This is a genomic window from Streptomyces sp. NPDC002671, from assembly GCF_053592475.1.
Genome location: NZ_JBSFVU010000001.1, coordinates 232,423 through 253,409 on the forward strand (window position 1 = coordinate 232,423; position 20,987 = coordinate 253,409).

10 protein-coding genes are annotated in these 20,987 nt (G+C 73.9%); 1 reads left to right on the forward strand and 9 read right to left on the reverse strand.

What is annotated here, in order from left to right; all coding sequences use genetic code 11:
- Positions 1-37 precede the first annotated feature (37 nt).
- The 4 genes from ACWD35_RS01065 to ACWD35_RS01080 form a co-directional block, all read right to left on the reverse strand.
- A complete protein-coding gene (locus ACWD35_RS01065; RefSeq protein WP_451349001.1) occupies positions 38-955 on the reverse strand; it encodes an ABC transporter substrate-binding protein in 918 nt (305 codons plus the stop codon).
- Between the two features lie 114 nt (positions 956-1,069).
- Positions 1,070-1,738 (reverse strand): ABC transporter permease, encoded by a 669-nt coding sequence (locus ACWD35_RS01070; RefSeq protein WP_451349002.1) that lies wholly within the window; start codon positions 1,736-1,738, stop codon positions 1,070-1,072.
- Positions 1,735-2,388 (reverse strand): ABC transporter permease, encoded by a 654-nt coding sequence (locus tag ACWD35_RS01075; protein WP_451349003.1) that lies wholly within the window; start codon positions 2,386-2,388, stop codon positions 1,735-1,737. Before ACWD35_RS01075 ends, ACWD35_RS01070 begins: the two co-directional genes overlap by 4 nt.
- Entirely contained in the window at positions 2,385-3,509 is a 1,125-nt protein-coding gene (locus tag ACWD35_RS01080) for an ABC transporter ATP-binding protein (protein ID WP_451349004.1), read from the reverse strand. Before ACWD35_RS01080 ends, ACWD35_RS01075 begins: the two co-directional genes overlap by 4 nt.
- Positions 3,510-4,037: 528 nt before the next feature.
- Here ACWD35_RS01080 and ACWD35_RS01085 point away from each other — a divergent pair.
- Positions 4,038-5,357 carry a hypothetical protein gene (locus ACWD35_RS01085; RefSeq protein ID WP_451349005.1) on the forward strand — a complete coding sequence of 440 codons (1,320 nt, stop codon included), beginning with the start codon at positions 4,038-4,040 and terminating at the stop codon, positions 5,355-5,357.
- A gap of 13 nt (positions 5,358-5,370) precedes the next feature.
- On the opposite strand, the gene ACWD35_RS01090 is transcribed toward ACWD35_RS01085, so the two are convergent.
- From ACWD35_RS01090 to ACWD35_RS01110, 5 genes are all read right to left on the reverse strand, one after another.
- Entirely contained in the window at positions 5,371-7,725 is a 2,355-nt protein-coding gene (locus ACWD35_RS01090; RefSeq protein ID WP_451349006.1) for a hypothetical protein, read from the reverse strand.
- 90 nt (positions 7,726-7,815) lie between these two features.
- Positions 7,816-9,135: a PP2C family protein-serine/threonine phosphatase gene (locus ACWD35_RS01095; RefSeq protein ID WP_451349312.1), complete on the reverse strand. Its 1,320-nt coding sequence runs from the start codon at positions 9,133-9,135 to the stop codon at positions 7,816-7,818.
- 83 nt (positions 9,136-9,218) lie between these two features.
- Positions 9,219-13,769 carry an FtsK/SpoIIIE domain-containing protein gene (locus tag ACWD35_RS01100; protein ID WP_451349007.1) on the reverse strand — a complete coding sequence of 1,517 codons (4,551 nt, stop codon included), beginning with the start codon at positions 13,767-13,769 and terminating at the stop codon, positions 9,219-9,221.
- 17 nt (positions 13,770-13,786) lie between these two features.
- Complete coding sequence (locus tag ACWD35_RS01105; protein WP_451349008.1) at positions 13,787-15,787, reverse strand: metallophosphoesterase family protein; 2,001 nt, start codon at positions 15,785-15,787, stop codon at positions 13,787-13,789.
- Positions 15,784-20,850, reverse strand: coding sequence for an FtsK/SpoIIIE domain-containing protein (locus ACWD35_RS01110; RefSeq protein ID WP_451349009.1), 5,067 nt, complete (start codon positions 20,848-20,850; stop codon positions 15,784-15,786). The genes ACWD35_RS01105 and ACWD35_RS01110 overlap by 4 nt, the downstream gene beginning before the upstream one ends.
- Between the last annotated feature and the right edge of the window lie 137 nt (positions 20,851-20,987).

The window sequence follows — 20,987 nt, forward strand, 5'->3', positions numbered from 1 at the left end:
GGGGGGCACCCAGGCCGGGGCCGCCGCGGCCTCGGCGTCAGGCGAGCCCGGCGGTCCGCAGCCAGGCCTTGGCGACGTCCAGCGGGTCCTTGTGCTGGGTCTGCACCTGGGTGTCGAGCGCGAGCAGGGTCGTCGTGTCGAGCTTGGCCGAGACGGCGTTGAGCGCGTCGATCCCCTTCTTGGGCAGGTCGCCCTTGTGGACGAGCGGCTGGACGTTCTCGAAGCCGAAGAGGTTCTGCGGGTCCTGGAGGACGACGAACTTCTCCTTGGCGATGGTCGGGTCCGTGGTGAAGATGTCCGCGACCTGGACGGCGTTCTTCTTCAGGGCCTCCTGGGTGAGCGGGCCGCCCGCGTCGAGCGCCTTGAAGGACTTGAAGTCGAGGCCGTACACCGACGTGAGGCCCTTCAGGCCCTGCTGCCGGGCCTGGAACTCCGGCGAGGCACCGATGACCAGGTCCTTGGCGACGCCCTTGAGGTCGGCGATCGAGGAGGTCTTGGTCAGGTGGTACTTCAGCGCGGTGGCCGCGTTGACCGTGACGGAGTCCTTGTTCTGCGCGGGCGCGGGCTCCAGCACGGTCAGCTTGGCGTCCAGCTTGCCCTTGATGGCGGAGGTGGTCTCCTCGACGGTCTTGGGGGCGGCCTTGGCGTCGAGGTAGGCCAGCAGGGCGCCGTTGTACTCGGGCAGGACCGAGACGGAGCCGTTCTGGAGCAGTTTGTAGGTGGTCTCGCGGCTGCCGATGTTGGGCTTGTAAGTGACCTTGATTCCCTGGGCCTTGAGGGCCTCGCCGTAGATGTCCGCGAGCAGGATGCTCTCGGTGAAGTTGTTGGATCCGACGACGATGCCGTCGCTCTTCTGGGAACAGCCCGTCAGCAGGGCCGTCACCGCCACGAGGGCGACGGCCGCCGCGCCGTGGTTCCTCCGAATGGACCTTCTGCTGTGGGTCGTTGAAGTCACTCACTGATCCAAACCGGGCAGTTCTCGGTCAGTCAAGGGTTCAAGGTCACCAATTGGCTTCGATCCAAGGTCAGTTGAGCCCGGAAGGGAACGGTCCCGGATCCGCGCCCGTCGTCATCCGCTCCTGCGCACCCCCGGTGAGACCGCGGCCCGGGACACCGCCCAGAAGACCGCGAGGGTCGCGAGCGCCAGCCCCGCGACCAGGGTGGCGCCGCCGATGACCTTCGCGAAGTCCCGCTGGTAGAGGCCGTCGATGATGAACCGGCCGAGGCCGCCGAGGCTGACGTAGGCGGCGATGGTGGCGGTGGAGACGATCTGGACGGCCGCCGTGCGCAGGCCGCCGAGGATCAGCGGGAGCGCGACCGGCACCTCCACCTGGAACAGGATCCGCGGCTCGGTCATGCCCATGCCCCGGGCCGCGTCCACCGGGGACGGGTCGAGGGAGCGGAGCGCCTCGTAGGTGGTGACCAGGACGGGCGGTACGGCGAGCACGACCAGCGGGATCATCACGGGCAGCAGGCCGAACCCGATCCAGATGAACATCAGCACCAGTAGCCCGAAGCTGGGCAGCGCGCGCCCGGCGGTGGCGAGCAGCGCGAGGGCGTTGCCGCCGCGCCCGTAGTGTCCGGTGACCAGGCCGACGGGCAGTCCGATCGCGGCGGCGATCGCGAGGGCCTCCAGGGAGTACAGGACGTGCTCGACGAGCCGGGCGGGGATGCCGTCGGAGCCGTGCCAGTGGGCGCCGTCGCTGAAGAAGGCGTGGGCGTAGTGCAGTACGTTCACCGGGTGGCACCCTTCCTCGGCATCCACGGGGTCAGCAGCCTGCGGACGAGGACCAGGGCGGCGTCGGCGAGGATCGCCAGGACCGCGGTGGTCAGCACGGAGTTCACGGCGAGCTCGGGCCGGTGGTAGATGTTCGCGTCGTAGAGCATGTTGCCGAGGGCGCCCTGGTTGCCGATGAGCATCCCGACGCTGACGAGGGAGATGCTCGACACGGTCGCCACCCTGAGCCCCGCGATGATCGCGGGTACGGCGATGGGCAACTGCACCTGGAGATAGCGCCGTACGGCCCCGAAACCCATGGCCTGGGCGGCGGCGAGGGTCTCCGGCGGCACCGAGCGGACGCCGTCCACGATCGCCGGGACCAGGACGACGAGGCTGTACACGGCCAGCGGGATCATCACCGTGGTCTCGGACTGGCCGGTGTAGTCGATGAGAACGACGGAGAAGGCCAGCGAGGGGATGGCGTAGAGCACGGTCGTGACGCCGAGGACGGGCGGGTAGAGCCAGCGGAACCGCACGCACAGCTGAGCCACCGGCAGCGACAGCAGCAGTCCTGCCAGCACCGGCAGCAGGGCCTCGCGCAGGTGCAGGCCGATCAGGCCGACGTAGGTGTACTGGAGGTCGCTCGGCAGGTCGAAGAAGCCGTTCATCGCACGGCCTTCGCGTCCGGGCGGCCCGCCGCGTGGGCGGCGCGGATCGCCTCGCCGATGGCCTGCTGGGAGACGACGCCGACAGCGCGCCCCGCCTCGTCGACGGCCACGGCCCAGCCGGTCGGCGAGAGCACCGCCCCGTCGAGCGCGGTGCGCAGCGAGTCGGTGCCGGGCACGAACGGCCCTCCACAGGGCAGTAGTTGCTCCCGGTCGATTTCCCCGGCGACGAGCCGGTCCGGCTCGCCCCAGCCGAGCGGCCTGCCGTCGGGGTCCGTGACGAGCAGGTAGGGGGCGGCGGTGTGGGCGGTGAGCCGGTCGGCGCTCGCGTCGACGGGGACCACCGGTGCGGTCTCCAACTCCAGTCCGGCGGACGGGAAGAAGGACAGCCGGCGGATGCCGCGGTCGGCGCCGAGGAAGTCCTCGACGAAGGCGTCGGCGGGTGCGCTGAGCAGTTCGGCGGGGGGCGCGAACTGGGCGAGCGTGCCGCCGGTGCGCAGCACCGCGACCATCGTACCCAGCTTGACCGCCTCGTCGATGTCGTGGGTGACGAAGACAATGGTCTTGCCCAACTCCTCCTGGATGCGAAGGAGTTCGTCCTGAAGTCCCTTGCGCACGACGGGGTCGACGGCGGAGAACGGCTCGTCCATCAGCAGGACCGGAGGGTCGGCGGCGAGCGCGCGGGCCACGCCGACGCGCTGCTGCTGGCCGCCGGAGAGCTGGTACGGGTACCGCTTGGCGAGCGCGGGGTCGAGCCCGACCCGCTCCATCAGCTCCGCGGCGCGGGCCCGCGCCTTCTGCTTGCCCCAGCCGAGCAGGCGGGGCACGGTGGCGATGTTGTCGAGGATGGTGCGGTGCTGGAAGAGACCGGCGTTCTGGATGACGTAACCCATCGACCGGCGCAGGGAGTTGACCGGCTGCTGCCGGATGTCGACGCCGTCCAGGAGGATGCCGCCCTCGGTGGGCTCGATCATCCGGTTGATCATCCGGAGGGTCGTGGTCTTGCCGCAGCCGGAGGGCCCGACCAGGACGGTGATGGCGCGGTCCGGTATCTCCAGCGACAGCCCGTCGACCGCCACCGTGCCGTCCGGGTACCGCTTCGTGACTGCATCTATCCGTATCAAAACGCCGAATGCCCTTCGGTGTTGGCAGCGCCTGAGCCGTTGCCGGGTGAGTCTAGACGGCGCGTGTGACGGCACGGATATCGTGTGACACCGGGTCGGTGGGCGATCTTCGGAGGGCGGTCTTGGCACAGGGGCGGGCGTGGGACACCGTGGTCGCCGAGCGGCGCGTGCTCGGGGTGGTGCACAACATCACCTCCGCCACACGGCTGTTGGACCTGATGGCGCTGTTCGAGGGGGACAGCCGGGTCGAGGTCGTGTTCTCCTGCACGGAATCCTCGGCGCTGGATGCGGGTGTGTGGGAATTCCTGGAATCCCGGGGCATGAAACATGTGCCGTGGTCCGAGGCGGTCACCCAGGATTTCGACCTCGCCATCGCGACCAATCGGGGCGGAAGTCTGCACAAGCTCCGATTCCCGCTCATCGGAACGCCGCACGGCGCTGGCTATAATAAGAAAATCAAGCCGGGAGCCGGGAGCCGGGAGCCGGGAGCCGGGAGCCGGGGCCTTCGGGCTGACCGAGGAGTGGCTGGTGCACGGCGGGGAGGTCGTGCCGTCGGCCATCGTGCTGTCCCACACCGAGCAGTTGGCGCGGCTGGCCGCGGGCTGCCCACAGGCGCTGCCCCGTGCCGTCGTCGCCGGTGACCCGTGCGCCGACCAGCTCGCCGCCGGGCTGGCCTTCCGCGAGACCTACCGCCGCGCCCTCGGCCTGCGACCGGGCCAGCGCCTCGTCGTCGTCTCCTCCACCTGGGGCGAGGGCTCGGCCCTCGGCACCCCGCCCACCGATCTGATCCGGCGGGCGCTCGCGGAGCTGCCGTCGGACGAGTTCCGCGTCCTGGCCGCGATCCATCCCAACGCCTGGCACCGGCACGGCGTCTGGCAATGGCAGAACTGGCTGGCCCCTTACGTCGATTCCGGTCTGCTGCTGCCGGTCCCGGAGACGGAGACCTGGAAAGCGGCCCTGTGCGCCGCCGACCATCTCGTCGGCGACCACGGGTCGGTGACGTTCTACGGGATATCCCTCGGAATTCCTTGTGTGCTGGGCGCGTTCGAGGACGCGACGGTTGCCGCCGGCTCCCCCATGGACCGCCTCGGCCGCCTCCTGCCCCGCCTCGACCGCACCCGCCCGCTCCTCCCCCAGCTCCGCTCGGCCGCCGAGAGCCAGCCGTACGACCCCGCGCTCGCCGAGGTCGCCGGCGAGGTCACCTCCGAACCCGGCCGCGCCGCCGCCCTGTTGCGCCGGCTGTTCTACGGCCGGCTCGCCCTGCCCGAACCCGGCCGCCCGGCTGCCACCCGCCCGATCCCGGTCCCCGCGCCTGTCCGGCCGCCACGGCAACTGCCGCACAATGAGGCGAAGTTCGTGACCGCGAGCGTCGTGGAGCAGGCGGACGGCCCGGCCGAGGTCACCTTGCGCCGCTACCCGGCCGTCCATCAGCGCGCCCAGGACCGGCATCTGGCCGCGGCCCACCTCACCGCCGACCCGGACGACCCCGACGTCCGCTGGCCCCGCTCCGCCGACGTCCTGCTGCTCCCGCTGGAGCGGCTCGCCGGGCCGGACGCGCTGAACCGGGCCGCTCTCGCGGCCCGGTTCCCGGGCGCCGCGCTGGTGGCCGTGGAAGAGCCGGACGCCGACTGCCTGTTGCTGCCCACCGACGGAACACCCCTGCACTGCCGCTGGCTGCGGCGGCCCGAGTGGGCGTCGTTCGCCACGGCCGCCTCCGCCGCGCACGCCTGGCGGGCGACGGCACCCCGCGCGGACAGCCGTACCCGGCTGAGGGTGCGGGCGGGCGACGGCATGGAACCCGGTCTGCTCGAACTGGCCCCGGCGAACGGGTCGTTCGCCGCATCCTGAGCCGTAGCAGGGCCTACTCGGCGGCCAGGCGGGCCCGTGCCTCCTCCGCGCGGCTGCTGCCGGCCTCTTCGAAGAGGTCACGGGCGGCGGTCCAGTCCGCGGTGGCGGGGCGGCCCAGCTCGCGCAGGATGTCGCCCCGCAGGAGCAGGGCCACCGCCTGGAAGTAGCCGTTGCCGGCGGTACTCAGACACTCGGCGGCCCGGTCCAACGCATCCAGCGCAGGCTCCGGTTGGCCGCAGGCGCGGCGGTCCTCCGCGTGACGCAGCCAGGTCTTGCCGGCGTTGAAGGAGTCCCCCAGCCGGTCGAACTCGGCGCGGGCCTCCGCGAGGGTCTGCCCGGCGTCGTTGTGGCGGTTCAGCGCGCTCAGCGCCCGGCCTCGGTGCAGGGCGAGCAGCGCACGGCCCCGCGGGTGCGGGAGGTCGCCCAGCGCGGCGAGGGCCTGGTCGAAGCGGTTGAGGGCGAACTGGGGCCGCCGCAATTTCAGTTCGAGCAGGCCAAGGCCCTCCAGCGCGCTGGAGGCGGTGCGCCGCTCGCCCACGCCCGGGCCCCCCGAGCCGCCGGCGCCCCACGCCTCGTACCCCACCAGCCGCAGCGCCTCCGTGAAGTGCTCGCGGGCCTGGGCCGGGTCGCCCTCGGCCACGCTCCACCGGTCCAGATGCCCGAAGCCCCACTCGAACCGCATCCGCGCCTCGGCCATCGGGTCGCCCGAGGCTCGTGCGCACTCCCAGCCGATCCGGCGCGACGCGATCCACTCGGTGTGGCTGCCGGTGCGCAGCTGAACCGTCCACAGCCCCTGGCACAGCCGCCAGGCGTCCTGGTGCATCCCTGTGCGGGCGGCCAGGTCCACGGCGGCGAGCAGTGCGGCGCGGCGGCGGACCAGGTCCCGTTCCGGGTCGGCACCCGGGGCGGGCCGCGGTCGGGTGACGTAGCGGCCCATGGGGTCGTGGCGCCAGCGGCCGGACAGGGCGGCCTCCGCGCGCTCGGCGAGGTCCCGGTAGTGGACGACGATCCGTCGCTCGATCGCCGCGCGTACCGCCTCCGGCTCCTCCCGTTCGGCGCACTCGGCGGCGTGGTCGTGGACGTAGGGGTGCAGCAAGTAGGCGTCCACGCCCCAGCGTTCGACCAGACCGGCGGCGAGCAGGGCGCGCAGGTCGCCGCGGACGGCGGCGGGGTCGCGGTCGGGCAGCAGCGCATACACCGTGTCGAGCTGGACCTCCGCCCTGGGGTGCAGGCCGAGGCACCGGTACAGCCGGGCCGGTCCCGCGCCGAGGCCCGCGTAGCCGAGGTCGAAGGCTCGGGCGAGGGAGTCGTCCGCCGAGGTCAGCAGCTCCTGGCGGCCGGCCCGATCGGCGAGCTGGTCCAGGACGTCCTCCACGACACCGGGGCCGGGGGCGCGCAGATGCCCGGCGAGCAGCCGGAGCGCGAGCGGCAGTCCGCCCACGTACGACAGCAGGGGCCGGAACTTCTCCGGGTCCTCGGTGCTGCGGCTGACCCGGCACAGCAGGTCCAGGGCGTGGCTCTCGGCGAGCGGTCCGAGCCGCACCGGCTCGGCGTCCAGCACCTGGTGCAGGCCGGGCGGTTCGCTCTGCCCGGTGAGCAGCACGACGGCGTGCGGGGAGTCGGGCAGCAGCGACCGTAGCTGGGCCGCTGAGGTGACGTTCTCCAGGAGTACGGCGACGGGGCGCCCGCGCTCGCGCAGGGTCCGCCGTAGAAGGCCGGCCTGGTCCGCCGCTTCGGCGGGCCGGTCCTCGCGCGGGACGCCGAGCTGGTCGAGCCAGCGTTCCAGGACGGCGGCCGGGTCGGCGCGGTGGGCGGGCTCGGTGAGGGCGAGGTCGGCGTACAGCGGTTCCTCGCTGAAGACGTCGGCGTGCGTGTGCAGCCAGCGGCGGGCGGTGGTGCGCTTGCCGACGCCCGGCAGTCCGCTCAGGAAGAACACGGTGACGGCGGCGGCCTCGCGGCAGCGGGCCCAGTGGGCGTCCATCTGCGCGAAGGCGGGCTCGTTGTTGACGTAGTGGAGGAAGGCGGACGAGACGGTGGCCGCCGGACGGTGTTCGGTGAACGGGCTGACAAGGGCACGCAGTTGAGGCTCCGCCTGCGGGTGGCGGGCCAGCAGTTCCTGGAACCAGGCGGTCAGCGCCTCCTCGGCGGCACCGATCGCTTCGGCGTCAGCGCTCAGCTGGGCGTCCGCCAAGTCGTCGAGTAGTCCGTCCAGTTCACCCAGGTTCTCGCCCAGGCCCGCCCCCGGGTCCTCGCCGGTCCGGAACAGGCCTCGGATCCGCTCTCTCGTCCACGCGAATCCCTCGTTGACGGCCAGTTGCACCACGCTGGCCGCGCCCACCCCGGCCAGGGCCGCGATCTCCCCTGCCACGTCACTCCCTCCTGCCGACCGCCTCCGTCGCCACCACGGTAGAGATCATCCGGGCTGGAAGGCAGCGACTCCCGGAAAGAGAGGGGGATTTCAGGCCGACCCGGACGGGTCCTCCTTGCGGAGGCTCGGGCGCGCCGCGAGGACCGCCACGTCGTCCTCGGCGTGGAGGGCGTCCAACTGGTCCAGGATGGTCTCCAGGATCTCGTCGACGCCGTTGCCCATGGTGAAGCGCACGGCGTTGAAGCGGGCGAGGGAGGCGTCGATGTCCTCGCCGCGGTGTTCCACGAGTCCGTCGGTGAACAGCACCAGGGTCTGGCCGGGGAGCAGGGGGTGGGTGGCCAGTTCGTACCCGCCGAATCCGGTGCCGAGCGGCGGGCCGACGGGGACGGGCAGCAGCGAGACCTCGCCCTCGGCGGTGATGAGCAACGGCGGCAGATGCCCGGCGCTGGAGAGCGCCACCTGGGACCGGCCGGGGTCGACACGCGCGAGCAGGCAGGTCGCGGGCCTGCGGTCGTCCTCGCTGGAGGCGATCTCGTCCATCTGGCGCAGCACCCGGTGCGGGGGCAGGTCGGAGGAGGCCATGTAGCGCAGGGAGGAGCGGTAGGCGTTCATGTCGACGGCAGCCTCCAGGCCGTGGCCCATGACGTCGCCGACGACCAGCAGGGTGCGCCCGAAGTGCAGCCGTACGGTCTCGCACCAGTCGCCGCCGACGAGGACGCTGCCGCCGGCCGGGAGGTAGCGGATGGCGACGTCCAGGTTGGGGTGCGGCCGGCCGGGTTCGGAGAGCAGGGCGCGCTGGAGGTCACCGGCGGTGCGGCTGACCTCCGCGTGGGTGCGGGCGTGCCGGATGTGGGAGGCGGCGCGCTCGGCGAGGAGGGTCAGCGCCTCGGCCTCCGAACGGGCGAACGAGCGGTGCTCCCGGACCCATACGAGGACGCCGTAGTGGTCGTCCCCGCTGGTCAGCGGTACGCACAGGGCGGTCCTTGCGTGGCCGGCCCCCCGGTGCTCCAGCCAGGGGTCGGCCCACCCGTCGAGCGCCGGAGCGCCGGCCTCCCGGACCACCGCGGTGGCCCACCGGGCGTCGGGCAGCACGTCGACGTCCCCATCGCCGTCGATCTCCTCGTACCCGGTGATCATGTCCCCGGTCCGGCGCATCACGGCCGCCAGTCCGCCGAACAGCCGTACCACTGCCCGGGTCAGCTGGGCGCAGGTGACGGACTCGTCGAGGGTGGTGCCGATCCCGGCCAGGGCCTCCCGCAGCGCGTACGGCTGCCCGGAGGCCTCCTCGGCGTCGGCGGTCGAGCCGTCCTCGTGCCGGTGGCCGCCCCCGCGCAAAGGTACGCGCACGGGTACGCGCAGGTGCCCGCGCAGGGGTCCGCGTCGGGACCGGATCCAGCGCACCACACCCATCATCCTCACAGGATCTCAAACCGTGACAAGCCGGGCACCAGTCCCACCCGCCACACCCCGAACAAACATTCGGCATCCGGGTGTCATGCCGACGGAATCAGCACGGACAGCAGCCGGCCGTCGCCGAGATGCAGCAGGCCCTTGCGGGGCTGCACCGGATAGCCGACCGAACTGCGCGGGACCCGGACGCCGATCAGGTCGCCCGACGTGGAGTCCTGCGGCGACAGGAGCAGCCCGCGCCGGGCCTTCTTCGCGTCGACCTGCCAGCCCGAGAACCCCGCACAGACGTCCTCCTCGTCCCCGCCGAGGACGAGCGCGAGCCCCCGCCGGGCGCCGTCCCGGAGCAGGCGTTCGAAGGCGGGTTCCGCGTCGCAGTTGCGCAGGATCTCCCCGTCGTCCACGATCACCACGATCGGCCGCTCGGGAGAGGCCCGCCGTAGGGTCACCTCGAACACGGCCTCGTCGAGGTCGGTGCCCACGAAGAACCCGAGCACCCCCTCCCGCCCTCTCAGCTCCCGCAGCGGTGACGGACGCGGCGTCGCCAGGACCAGGCGCGCGCCCTGGTTGAGGCAGGACCGGGCCACGTTCAGCAGCGCGGTGGAGCGGCCCGATTTCGGCGGCCCGGCGACGACGAACGCCGGGACGCCCTCGGCGAGATCGGGGCCGTAGCCGGTCAGCTCGTCCCCGCCGACGCCGACGAGTGTCCACAGCCGGGACCGCGCGCCCCGCCGGTCGCGCAGCTGCCATGCCTCGTCGAACCCGATACGGCCGGGCAGGGCGTCCACCCGGAACGGTCGCCGCTCCTCGGGGACGCCCTCGTCCCGGGCGACCGCCGCCGCCTGGATCTCGGCGAGCGCCTCGGCCTGCGCCTGGTCCGTCGCGTCCCCGGTCAGCAGCGCGAACTGGGTCTCCGTGCCCGGCCCCGCCCGGACGGCCCGGCCGGGAGCCGGCGCGTCCGGGACCTCGCCCGGCCGGACACCGAGCAGGGTGTAGTCGGAGCGGTCCGCCAGCCGCAGCGCGTACTTGTCCTCGGTCAGGGAGGCGATCCGGCCGCTGAGCAGCTGCCGGTCGCCGGTGACGACGAGGTGGATGCCGGCGGCCACGCCCTCCCGCATCAGCACGAGCAGCGCGTCCGTGAGCCGGCCGTGGTCGTACTCGCCGAAGGTCGGCAGCCAGCCCTCCCAGTTGTCCAGCAGCACGACCAGGTACGGCAGCCGCAGCGCCGGTCCGACCCGGCCGCGCTGGTCCGTGACGTCGCTGAATCCCCCCTGGACCAGCAGGTCCTGGCGGTGCCGCAGTTCGTCCGTCAGGCGGGACAGCAGCCGGTCCGCGCGTTCGGTCTCGCGGCGGGTGACCAGGGCCCCGCAGTGCGGCAGTCCGGCCAGCGCGGCGAGTCCGTTGTTGCCGCAGTCGATGCCGTAGAGGTGCACGTCGGCGCAGGAATGGGCGCGGGCCAGCGCCCCGGCCAGGGTGCGCAGGACCTGTGAGCGGCCCGAGCGCGGTGCGCCGGCGATCAGCAGGTGGCCGAAGTCCGCGAAGTCGACGCGGACCGGGCGGCGGCGCTGCTCCGTGGGCAGGTCCTCGACGCCGAACACCACCGGGGGCAGGGCACCGGGGCCCGCCTCCCGCTCGGCGTCCGCGGCGGAGCCGATCACGTCCGGCAAAAGCAGCTCGAACGACTCGTCCGGCTCGTCCAGCACCTCCAGCTCGTCCAGTGACAGCACCTCGGGCAGCGGAGGTAGCCACGGAACGTGCGGGGGCGGGATGCGGAGCGCCAGGTGGGCGGCGCGGACGGCATCGACCAGGACGTCGAGATCGGTGCGCGCGTCCGCGCCCCGGTCCGGCACCGGCCGGGGCGCCGCCAGGGCCGACCTGCCCAGATCCGGCCAGGTCAGACGGGCGGCCCAGGGGGCGCGGGGGCGCGCTCCCGGGGCGTCGGGACGCAGCCCGCCCACGCGTCCCGTCTGGAAGGGGATGAGGGACGCGTGGCCGAGCCGGGCGTATCCGCGGCCCGGCGTGGACCTCGGGATCGCCCCGGCCTCGGGCGAGTCCACGATGTCGTACGATTCGACGCTGTCGGTGACCCGCAGCGCGATCCGCAGATTCGTGTTGACGCGGATCTCCGTGGAGATGACGCCGCTGGGCCGCTGGGTGGCGAGCACCAGGTGGACACCGAGGGATCTGCCACGCTGCGCCACGTTGATCATTCCGGTGATGAACTCGGGCAGGTCGCGCGCCATCGCGGCGATCTCGTCGACGACGACCACCAGCCGGGGCAGCGGCTCCAGCGCGCCGGGCGTGCCGCGCAGCAGGTCGTGGTAGTCGTCGATGTCCTTGGCGCCGGCGAGTGCCAGCAGCTGCTCGCGGCGTCTCAACTCGGCGGCGAACGAGTCCAGGACCCGTTGCACGAGGTAGGGGTCGAGGTCGGTCACCATGCCGACCGTGTGCGGAAGCCGGGCGCAGCCGTGGAACGCGGTACCGGCCTTGTTGTCGACCAGCACGAAGGTGAGGTGCTCGGGCGAGTTGGCGACGGCGAGCGAGGCGATGATCGTCTGCAGCAGCTCCGACTTGCCGGAGCCCGAGACGCCCGCGATGAGCGCGTGGGGCCCGTCGCGGCGCAGGTCGATGCCGAAGGGGCCGTCATAGGTCTCGCCGATGACGGCGAGGGTCGACGGACGGTTCGACGCCCAGCGCTCGGCGATGGCCTCACCGGTGGGCTCGTCGAGTCCGAGGACGTCGAGGAGGCGGCTCTGGGCGGGCAGCGCCGAGGACTGGGCCTCGCCGCCGGCGTCCCGCAGCGGGGCCAGGGAGCGGGCCAGCCGCTCGCACCACGCGGGCGCGACGAGGTCGGGCCGTACGTCGCGCAACCGGCGCCCGTCGGCCCACTCGATCCGCAGGCGCGGCTCCACGGGCGTGCCGCGGTCCGGGTCGGGCCCCGCCTCCGGCGCGAAGGCACGCCACGGGTCGCGCGACGGGGAGCCGCCGCGGGGCTCGGCGACGACGATCGCCCGGCACTCGCCGGGCAGGAACCGCTCCTCCTCGTCCAGGCACAGCACATGGATCTGCGCGGCGGGCCCCTCCCGCAGCAGCCGGGCCATGCCGGGCAGGGAGCGCAGCTGCCGGGAACCGTGGCAGACGACGACGATGTCGGGGGCGGACCCGTCCGCGGCGCCGCCCTCCCGGTCCGCCTTGCGGGCGTCGAGGAACCGGACCAGTTCGCCGATGCGGGCCCCGACGGTCTCCGCGTCCATGCCGATGGTGACGTGGGCGTCGACGCCGCCGACGGGGCGGGCGTGCGGAAGCCAGCGCAGCCAGTCCCAGGAGTCGTGCGCGCCCCTGAGTGTCAGGACGTACACCGCGACGTCGACGGGGCTGTGCAGGGCGGCCGTCTGGGCCACCGCCCAGCGCGCCAGCGCAGAGGCCGAGTCGCCCGGCCCGGCGAAACCGATCACGCCCAGCTCGGGCAGCGACAGGGTGACCGGCGCGTCCTCGATCGCCGGGGACTGCCCCTCCTCCCGCTCCTCGCGCGAGCTGCCCTCGGCCGCCGGGCCGGTGCCCACGCGCAGCAGCAGGTGGTCGTGATCGCCGGGGCGGCGCTCCCACAGACCGATGCGCGGGCCGGTGGCGAGGGAGAGGACGGCCGCCGGCGAGGGGGCCTCGCGGCGGCGGCGGCGGAGTTCGGCGGTCAGGGGCCTGCGGGCCACCTCCGCCTCCGCTCTCTTCCGCGCCTCGATTTCCCTGCCGATCCAGCGGTCGAACAGCACGAACACCGGGATCAGCAGCGCCGACAGCGCGTAGTACCACGGGAGAGGGCCCGCCAGGGCGACTACGGTGACGCCCAGCGCCATCACCCCGAGCAGTCGGACCTCGGCCTGGGCGAGGAGCCCCGCGAATCGCTGCGCCCGGCGGGGCAGCGAGTCGCGGCTCCGGCTCGCGGAGGAGAACAGCCGCCGGGGGCGCTCGAAGGCGAAGGCGATGCCGTCCGCCGAGGGGCGCAGGACGGCGTCGGGGGGTGTGTAGGCGACCAGCTCCAGCAGGGAACCCCCGACGGCGAGTTGCGAGTCGACGGGCCACGGGCCGGTCACCGACCCGTCGCGGCCCAGGTCACGGACGGCGCGCTTGCGCAGCGGCATCCCGTCCAGCGTGACCTGCTCCCCCGCGTCGTGCGCCTGCACGGTGCACCTGCCGTCGGTGCCGACCGTGACGGTCAGGGCCCGCTCGGCCAGTTCGGGATCGTCGATGCGGACGTGCGCGGCCGGTCCCCGGCCGATGTCCGTCCGGCCGAGCCCGAGCCGGTGCACGGCCCCGGCGTCCGGGCCGCCGGCGACGCGCAGTTCGACGATGCCGGTGACCTCGCGGGGCGGGCAGCCGGCCGGGGTGTACAGGCTGACGACGCTCCCTTCCGCCAGCGGGGAGCGGACGAGGGGCGTGGCCGGGTCCACGAGGAGTCCGTCGGCGTACAGGGGCGGCGGGTCGCCGGTGGGGTCCCCGCCGGACCGGCGCTCGGGCTCCCCGGCGAGCCGGCGCTCCAGCGTGCGGGCGACCTCGCCGACCGGTGACTCGGGCTCGGCGTCCAGGACGACGTCCGCCGAGTTCCCGGCCCGGGGGTCGGTGACGGTGAGGGTGAGTCGCACGGCAGGCCCTCCCTGTGTCAGTGCCGCGGGGAGCGGTCGGCGCCCAGCTCGTCGAAGGCGCACTCGTCGGCCGCGCCGGGACGGAAGGCGATGGCGAGGTCCGGTTTCCACTGGCCGCCGCGCCGGCGGACGGTGCGCACCGCCAGGGAGTGTTCGGCTCCCTCGCGGGCGATGTACACCTCGTTGTAGCCGTTCTCCTCGTTGGAGTGCACGCTGGCGAGCGCGGGGGCGCCGGCGATGCGGGTGGTCCAGGGCCGCTCCTGGTCCCGGTCGATGAGCCGTTCCGCGGCCAGGAAGCCGAGGTGCGTGTGCCCGTGCAGCACCAGGGCCGTGTGCGCTTCGGCGAGGGCCTGCTTGGCCTGACCGGCGTTCACCACACCGGCGTACGGCGCCACTTCCACGGCGGGCACCGGGGACAGGGGGTGGTGGACGACGGCCAGGTTCACGCTGCCGGTCTCCTTCTTGAGCCGCCGGAGCACGGGGTGGGCCACCACGCCGGGGTCGTGGCGTTCGAGCTTGCCCATCAGCTCGGCGACGGCGGTGTGGTCCTCCGACACCGCGAGTTCCGCGAGGAGTTGGCGTACCCGGTCGCGGTCTTCGTTGCGGACCGGTTCGCCGCCGGACTCGGCGGAGCCCAGCAGCGCGACCCGGAGGCAGGCGTCGGCGTAGCGCACGTAGAGGAGGCGGGCGTCGTGGTCCGCCTTGTCCAGCTCCGGGTGCGGGTAGGCCCGGAAGGTCTCGGCGAACCACTCGTGCCGGGCCCCGGGCCGCTCGTCGAGGCAGCGGTCCCAGGACACGTCGTGGTTGCCGCCCACGAGCAGGATGCGCGGATCGTCCGGGCGCAGGTCGGGGTGGCCGGCCAGCAGCCCCGCGAGCCGGTCGAGCCAGTCGAGGGCCTCCCGCCCGTTGGCGTCGACCGGGCGGTCGACCAGGTCGCCGGAGACGATCACCAGGTGCGGGGCCCGGCCCTGCTCGGCCAGGTGCTGGACGTGCTCCAGGTAGCCGCTGAGCGGGCTGCCGTCACCGGTGAGCCGGGCGAGGGCGGTGCCCAGCTGGGTGCGGTCCTTCTGGTCGACGTTGGACCGGTGCTCGCCGCCGAAGTGCAGATCGGACACCTGGTGGACGCGGAGCACCTCGGGCAGGTGGTGGGCGAGCACGGGGTCCTCGGCGACCGGCGGCAGCACCTTCAGGGTCTGCGCGTCGCGGGCGTCAAAGTCGAAGGACAGCCCGGCGCGGCGCCAGCGTTCGCGCCGGAGGGCGGCCCGGTGCCCGGCGGACAGGCCGTTGTGGAACCACTGCTCGATGTAGATGTGCGGGTGGAACGTGGCCTCCTCACCGGCCCGGCGGGACAGGGCCGCCGGGTCGGTGCGCAGGGCGGGTTCGGCCTCGGCCTTCTGGAGGGCGAGTTCCAGCAGGAAGGGCGTGAGCAGCCAGCCCGGCTGCTCGGCGCGCAGCCGGGCCACGAGGCCGGGCGCCCACTCGGGGGTGCGCTCCGCCATGCGCGCGGCCTCCTCGTCCGTGAGCGGCGGCGGGGGCACGATGTCCTTGAGGGCGTCGGCGCCCAGGTGCGGGGCGAGCAGCTCGTGCTCGGCGGGCGTGGCGAAGACGACGGGTACGACGCCTTCCTCCCGCAGCCGTTTGAGCCCGTCGGCCAGCGTGGCGGGGTCCTTGCCCGGTCCGCTCGACGGGCTGATGGCGGGCTCGTCGACGAGGACGACCTCCACGTCGCCGAGCTGCGGCCGGGCCGCCTTGGTGCTCGTCAGACAGGTCAGGCCCGCCCTGCGCACGTCGGCCTCGCGGCGCACGTCGACCAGCCGGGTGCGCCCCGGGGTGCGGGCCTCCTTCACGGCGCCGGCGAGCCAGCTCTTGCCGGCGCGGCGCGGCATGACCACCAGCCAGCAGGCGTCGTTGGGCGCCCAGCCCTCGACCAGCGGGCGCGCCCACTCCGGTACGTCCGTGCCGTGGAACCTGATGTCGAGGTTCCGCTCGTACGACCGGCTCGGCCGGTAGTGGCTCATCGGTGCTGCTCCTCGTCGTGCAGTTCGTGGTAGGCGTAGTCGATCCAGTCGAAGAAGGGCCGGTCGGTCAGCCACTTGTTCTGGGGCAGCAGCAGCCCGACCTCGCGCAGTTGCTGGCCCTGCGCGGCGCTCGGGTCCTTGGGCAGGCTGCCGCGTGCCCCGAGCAGGGCCTCGCGGGCCGCGGGGCCGAGTTCACTCCAGCGGGAGCGGAAGACGTCGGCCTTGTTCACGAGGAGTTCCCGCTCGATGAGCGACCTGAGTTCCCGGTCGTCGCCGAGGGCCAGGGTGCTGCCGGCGCGTGCCGCGCGCACGAGGGCGTCGCCCACCACCTGGAGGTAGAAGGGCCAGGGGCCCACGTCCTTGAGGATGCGGTCGGCGGTGACGGACGGGATCACCAGGCTCTCGTTCTCCGCGGTGCCGATCAGGAACTCGCGGGCGTCCGGCTCGGCCAGCGGGCCGAGTGTGAAGTGGTTGACGTCGTTGCCGAAGCTGGAGCCGGGTTCCTTCAGCGCGTGCCGCAGGGTGTCGTTCCAGTCCTTGTAGGTGCCGCAGTAGACGAGCCACGCGCCCTCCTGACCGAGGTCGCGCAGCCAGGAGACGGCGGCGGGCTCGTAGCAGGTGAGCCTCCCGACCTCGTCGAGCAGCAGGACCAGCCGGGACGAGCCGCTGCCCGCGCCGGCCAGGCGCATCAACTCCTCGGCAGGCCGGGCGGTTTCGGCCAGCTCGGGCATGAGCCGGACGGCGAGGTCGTCCTGCGAGCCGAGACCGTCCAGGTTGGAGAGGGTGACCACCTTCTGCACGTTGCCCAGGCCCTCGGAGCGCATCCGCTCCTGGAGTTCCTTGACGATCCACGACTTGCCGGCCCGGCGCGGCCCCAGCAGCGCGGCGGGCGTGCCGTCCCGGTAGTTGCGGTTCAGCCAGGCGAAGACGTCCTCGCGGCCCACGGGACGGCCCGCCGGGCCGAGCGAGAACCGGTCCGCGGCCAGCGCACTGCTGCCGATGCGGAACGGCTTGCATTCCAGGGGCACGCCGGCGTTGCGCTGCCGGGTCTCGGTCACGGTCTCCTGGATCCGGTCGGTCAGCGCGATCTGCGCCTCCGCTCCGCTGCCCGCGTACAACGCCCGGCCGGGCCCGAACACGGGCGGCAGCGGGCGCCCTTGGAGCCCGGCCCGCTGGTAGTCCCTGCGGTCGGCCTGCCTGAGGACGAGGGTGGTGGAGTCCGACCAGCCGTGGCGCAGACCCAGCACCTGCCGGCCTCCGGTGATGACGGGGCAGATGCCGGTCCGGGTGTCCTGGAGCAGGTCGAGCAGGTCCAGGCCGCACTGATGGCTGGAGGTGCGTTGCACCCAGTCCAGGAACTCCTCCCAGCCGTCGAGCAGCAGCACCAGGTACGGCGGTTTCTCCCGGCCGCGGCGCTCCTGCCGGTGCCCGTGCAGGCTTCTGATGCCCGAGCGGGTGAAGAGTTCCTGGCGGCTGCGAACGGTGTTGACCAGCTTGTCGACGAGTCGCCGCAGCCGCTCCGTCTCGTCCGTGGTCACCACGGCCCCGCAGTGCATCAGGTCGGTCAGGACACCCAGGTCCCCGGAGCCGCAGTCGATGGCGTAGAGGTGGACGTCCTCCACGCTGTACTGCTCGGCGACCGCGACGGCGAGGGTGAGCAGCAGCTGGGTGCGCCCGCTGCCCGCGTCGCCGGAGACGAGCAGCGGCCCGTCCTGGTCGAGGTCCCAGGCGGCCTGCCGGAAGCCCTGGGTGCCGGGGTCGTCGCGCAGCCCGAAGACGACCGGGGTGCGCGTTGCGGGGCGGGGCCGCAGGGGCCACCGGGCGTCCGGGCCGACGGCGGTCTCCTTCAGCCGCACCGACAGCGGCAGCGGGGGCGGCCACGGGACGCGCTGCGCGGGCAGGTCGTCCAGGGCGGTCGCGGCCTGTCCCACGGCACGGACGAGGTCGGCGAGTTCTCCGCCCGCCGCGCCCGCGGCCACCGGGGTCCGCACCGCGCTCTGCTGCGGGGCGCCCGTCCAGTCCGTCACCCGGAGCCGGACGGCGCCCGGCGCGGCGGAGGGTTCGTCCTGCCGCTCGCCCAGCCGTGCGCGGCGTAACAGCTCCAGCGGGCCGGAGGCGCGGCGCACATGGACGAGCCCGTGCGGGCCGGGGTCCAGCCGTGCGGCGCCCGGGGTGCCGATCAGCAACTCGCTGTCGGCGGGGTCGGCGAGCCGCAGCACGATCCTGAGGGGCACGCATTCGAGCAGGTCCGGGGTGACCGCGTCGGAGGGGCGGCGGGTCGCGAACACCACGTGGACACCGAGCGCCGGGCCCCGCCGGGTGGCGTCGATCAGGCCGTGGACGAACGCCGGGAGTTCTTCGCGGAGTTGGGCGAGATCGGAGACGACCAGCACCAGGCGGGGCAGGGCCGGCAGGTCGGTGGCGTCGGTGGCCCGGATCACCGAGTACTGCTCGAAGTCGCGCGCCCCGGCCTCCTTCACCAGCCGCTGCCGACGCGTGAGTTCCGCGTCGAGGGCGGTCAGTCCGCGGGCCGCCGCGTAGGTGTCGAGCGCGGTGTGTACGCCGACGGTGTGCGGCAGCCGGGCGGCCCGGGCGAAGGCCTCACCGCCGTCGTGGTGGACGAAGAGCAGGTTCAGTTCGTCCGGGCGGTTCGCCACGGCCAGCGCGGTCAGCCAGGCGCAGACCAGCTCCTCCATCCCGGAGCCCGCCATCCCGGCCACCAGTGCGTGCGGGCCGTCGGCGCGCAGGTCGAGGACGAAGGGCCGGCCGGCCGAACCGCCGAGGACCGCCGCCGGGGAGCGTGGGGTGCCCTGCCACCGGTCGCGGATCCGCTCGGCGGTCGGGGAGTCGAGGTCGAGCAGGTCCAGGAGGCGTTCGGCCGGGGGTTCGGCGGGTGCGGCGATGGCGTCGCGCAGCGGGGCGAGCAGCCGGGCCACGGCGTCGAGCTGGGCCGGCACCCACTGGTCGGGCACGCACCGCTGTCCCGTGCCGCCGTCCTCCTCGGCGAGGTCGGTGACCCACACTCCCGTGCCGTCCGCCACCAGGCGGGTGCCGTGCGGGTCGAGCAGCTGCTGCTCGTTCTCGGCGAGGCAGATGACGTGCACGCCGACGTCCGGCCCCTGGCGCAGCACCTCCTCGGCCCAGGGTGCCGTGCGCAGCGCCGCCGGATCGTCGAGGACCAGCAGCAGCGCGGTGTCGCCCCAGAGCGCCCCCGCGCCCCGCTCGCCCCGCAGCCGTTCGTGGATGATCAGCGCGGCTTCGTCGAGGTGCCGGGTGTGGGCGGCGGGCTCGCGGCTGATCCGCACCGGCCGGCCGCCCCGGGACATCAGCCCGTCGGGCGGCAGCCAGCGGGCGAAGCGCCAGAACTTCTCCCCCGACTCGTCGGTGAGCACCCGCACCGCGACGTCGGAGGGCGGGTGCAGCAGCACCGTCTGGGCCACGAGCCAGCCGGCCAGCCTGCGGGCGACGTCGCGGTCGGCGGCGATGCCGACGCCGCCGCCGCGCCGCACGTCGAGGGTGACCGGGGCCGCGCCCGCGCCGCGGCCGACCCTCAGTACGAGGTGGTCCGGGTGGTCCGGTCCGCGCTCCCACAGGCGGGCGGGCGCCCCGAAGACCTGGCCGGGCAGTTCGAAGGAGTCGGGGAAGCGCGGCCTCGTCTCGCGGGGCCGCCGGTCGAGTGCCCGGCCGCGCCGTCGGGGCTTGTAGGCCAGGTAGAGCCAGTGAAGCAACTGGATCAGGAAAGGGTTCCGGGACGGTGCCGGCAGTTCGTCCCGGCCGCCCGCCGCCGGAACTCCGCGCATGGCGTTCTCCTCATCGGCCGCCTGCCGGTCGAACGCCAGCATCCCGCCCGCGGCCGGCGACACATACGCATCGCGGAACCGCGCGAACCCCTCGGACGTCAGCCTCACTCCGCCGTCCTGGGCGTTCGCCCCGCCCTCGGGCGGCGCGCCGAGGTGGACCCGGCAGCCGTCGTACAGGGGCGTCTGCGCCAGCGTCGCGTACCGCGCGAGCCGCGCCCCTTCGCTCGTGAACAGGTCGGATTCCGTGCCGCGCGGGGCAAGTTGGGCCAGCTGGTCCGCGACGGCCCGCACGGGCGTCGACTCGTCGGCTTCGAGGACGACGTCCGCCTCCGACCCGCCCGGCAGCACGGCGGTGAACGTCCAGTGGGCGCCCGCGAGCGCCGTGGGCCGCGAGCCCGGGACGAGCGGCCCGGCCGACCAGGAGGGGGGCCGTTCCGTCCGGGGTGCCGGCCGGGTGCGGGCGCGGGCGGGCGGTGCCGACTCCGGTGCCCCGTCCACGCCCAGCAGCGGAGCGGAGATCCTGCCGTCCCGGGCGAGTTTGATCTCGTAGCCCGCGCCGGGCAGGTCGGGGAACATCGTGGCGGCGAGGATCCGCGGTCCCGTCCTGCCGCCCCGGGCGGCGAGCGCGGCGAGCTGCCGGGCCTCGTCGTAGTCCAGCTCGCCGATCAGGACGACCCGGCTCGCGGTCGCCGGATGCGCGGGGCGCGCCGCCCAGCCGGTGAGCACGGCGTCCGGCTCCGGGCCGCCCGCCATCGACTCGATCAGGGCCGGGATGTCGGGCAGGAACTCCACCCGGTCCGGTAACGAGGAGGCGAGGTCGTACGCCACCCCGACACCGGTGACGCGGACCTGGCCCGACCACGGTGCCGTGGCCAGTTCGGCGGCGATCGCCTCCACGAGGTCACGCCGCTGGCCGTACGGGCCGGTCACGGTGCCCAGCCCGGTGCCGGCGTCGAGATTGAGCAGCAGCCGCAGGTCGTCCCCCGTGCCCACGCTCACCAGGTGGGGGAAGTGAAGGGTCTCGGCCGCCTCGTCACGGTCCGCGTACACCTTCGCGCTCTCCCGGCTGAGGAACCACCGGCGCGCGTCCGGGCCCGCCCGCCACGGATCCGGCAGCGCACGGCCCGAGGCGTCGGCCAGCTCGGCGACGATCTCGTCGCCCCACAGCCAGACGGCGGCGAGCCGGGGCAGCAGAGAGGCGGGCTCGGCCAGCGAGTGCAGGACCCGTTCCAGCAGCCGCGCGCCCATCGGGTCGGAGCGCACCAGCAGACCGTCGGCCGGGCTCGCGCCCCGCTGCGGGCCGTACGCGTGCCGCGTTCGGCTTGCTGAGCGAGGGGAACGAGACCAAGGGGGCATGGCACATCCTCGGGAGCCGGCGGGTCCGCGAAGCGGAGCGGAGC